The 2,443-nt window shown below is 44.3% G+C and carries 2 protein-coding genes and 1 pseudogene; 2 read left to right on the forward strand and 1 reads right to left on the reverse strand.

Features of this window, described 5'->3' with window-relative positions:
- Both A3738_RS11050 and A3738_RS11055 read left to right on the forward strand, forming a co-directional pair.
- A pseudogene (locus A3738_RS11050) lies at window positions 1-565 on the forward strand (elongation factor G); the annotation flags it as partial.
- A gap of 82 nt (window positions 566-647) precedes the next feature.
- On the forward strand, window positions 648-1,553 hold the full coding sequence (locus A3738_RS11055) for a hypothetical protein (RefSeq protein WP_068500921.1): 906 nt from the start codon (window positions 648-650) through the stop codon (window positions 1,551-1,553).
- Between the two features lie 64 nt (window positions 1,554-1,617).
- Here the strand turns inward: A3738_RS11055 and A3738_RS11060 are convergent.
- Window positions 1,618-2,443: patatin-like phospholipase family protein (locus A3738_RS11060; RefSeq protein ID WP_068763595.1), on the reverse strand; the 826-nt coding region annotated here is incomplete at its 5' end.

Genomic DNA, 2,443 nt, shown 5'->3' on the forward strand with positions numbered 1-2,443 from the left:
CTACCGCATCAAGCCAGGTGAGCAAAACACTGGTCTTACTTTCACTTCAACAGTTGTTGGTGGTAACGTTCCTAAGGAATTCTTCCCAGCAATCGAGAAAGGTTTCCAAGGTATGATGGAAACTGGTCCACTTGCAGGCTTCCCTGTATTGGACGTTGAAGTTGAACTATACGATGGTGCTTACCACGCAGTTGACTCATCAGCAGTAGCATTTGAGATTGCAGCAAAAGGTGCATTCCGTCAGTCAATGCCAAAAGCTGGTCCTCAACTTCTTGAGCCAGTGATGAAAGTAGACGTGTTTACTCCAGACGATCACGTTGGTGATGTTATCGGTGACTTGAACCGTCGTCGTGGCATGATCAAGGACCAAGAAGCTGGTAACACTGGTGTACGTGTTAAAGCGGACGTTCCTCTTTCAGAGATGTTCGGTTACATCGGTCACCTACGTACTATTACTTCTGGTCGTGGTCAGTTCTCAATGGAGTTCTCTCACTACGCACCTTGCCCAATGAACGTGGCAGAAGAAGTAATTGCTGAAGAAAAGGCTAAGAAAGAAGCTAAGTAAGCCTTAGTTCTTTTAGCTAAAAGCCCTGTTGGAAACAACGGGGCTTTTTTGTGCATAACAATAAATCAAGGAAGTACTGTTAATGAGCAGAGTCATCTCATTTGTTTTTCTATCGCTTTGTTTTTCTACCATGACCTTGGCAGAAAATTCTTTTCAATTTGCTGTATATGGAGCGGGAGCGAGTATCTCTCAAGACAATTCAGGATCAGGTAAGTTCTTAGGCTTAAGCGCGACGGCATATTTAGATCCGATCATGCTTGATGGAAGCAAGCCACTTGCCTTGGCAGCGAAATATCAACAAGTCTCAAGCGTATTTGCTTATCATACGCAGCTCGAATACTCCGACCTTGCTCAAGTTAGAGGTGGTCGTATTTTAGAAACAGTAGATAATGATCGCACTGGCCTTGGTGGCACTATCACGCATGAGAGTATTCCACTTTGGTTATCGGTAAATCATGTGTTTAGTGATGACGCAGAGCTTGGTTTTAGAGATGGGACTACGTTCACCAATAGCGATAGCATGACGGAGTTTGAGCTAGGTGTTTATGCATCAGAACACATGATCGCATCATTGATTTATAATGATGCAGTTGGTGATACCTATGGTTTAACCGTCGATGCATTGTTTGAGCTTGCTGATTTGGGTCAATTTATTGAACTGTCAGCGCTTTATCTTGAAATAGAGCACGATGAGATAGATTTGTCGGTTGTGAACAATACCGTTCGAAACTTAGATACAAATCCTTTAGAAGAGACTCAACTTGGTTTAGGTGTGACCTACTTTCCGACGAAGGCTATCGATGTTGGTCTCACGTATACATCCACAAAGTTGAGTCATGGCCCAGCTTCCAAAGAGCTGGTTTATAGCCTTAACGCAGGATGGTTCTTCAGCCAGGACACAGCCATTCGCCTTGAATATGCCTTATTTGAGGAAGATACTTTCTTTATCGATTCAAGCGTCAGCGCTGAACTGCTTTATCGTTTCTAATTCGATAAGTAGTTTTTCAAGATCTTGAGACAAAAGCATCTATTTTATCGAAATGGATGCTTTGCTAGTTCTTAGACCCCATATCTATCAGGCTTTGTTTTGCTTTATAAAATCGAGACAGGATGTGGGGAACCTTCAGAGGTATGACTTCCCTCACTAGGCGCACGATATAGCGGATGAGCGCCACGTGTTTCAATTGCTGGGCTGATTTCGCACGCTTAAGCATTGCGACATAACCTTCGTTAATCAACTCACTGGTGCGCTCTCTATTGTCTGATCGGCTGTAAGAAGAGAGATCTAAACCGACAACGATATCGGCTTGCTTGAGCTGTTCTTTGGTTTTATGGTCAATACAGATATCAATGGCGTTGCCCAGCGTGTCAGCCATGTTTTTAGGTGCTTGATAGCGTTTTGTGTGCGTAAGATCAACGCAAATAATGATGCCCGCACCCATCTTACGGACTAATGATACGGGTACGTTTTCAATAATGCCTCCATCCACGAGTTTTCGTCCATTGAGCTCCACAGGCGCAAAAAGGCCAGGTACTGCGACTGACGCACAAACGGCATCGGCAACTGAGCCTTTAGTGAAGATAATTTGCTCTCCGGTACAAATGTCGGTCGCGGAAATAGATAGGGGTATTTGTGCATCTTCGATTTGGGCATCGCCAAGATCTTTGATCAGCATTTCTCGGACTGCATTGGTAGAAAATAATCCTCCTGAAGCCCGCCAGCTAAAGCTCGCCATGCTTTTGAAGGTTAGATTCTCCGCAACGGCTGTCATGTCTTCAATTGATTTCCCAAATGCATAATAACTGGCGACGAACGCGCCGATACTTGTGCCGGAAACATAGTCGATTGATACACGCTCTTGTTTGAGCGCTTTGATC

This window comes from Oleiphilus sp. HI0066 (genome assembly GCF_001635725.1).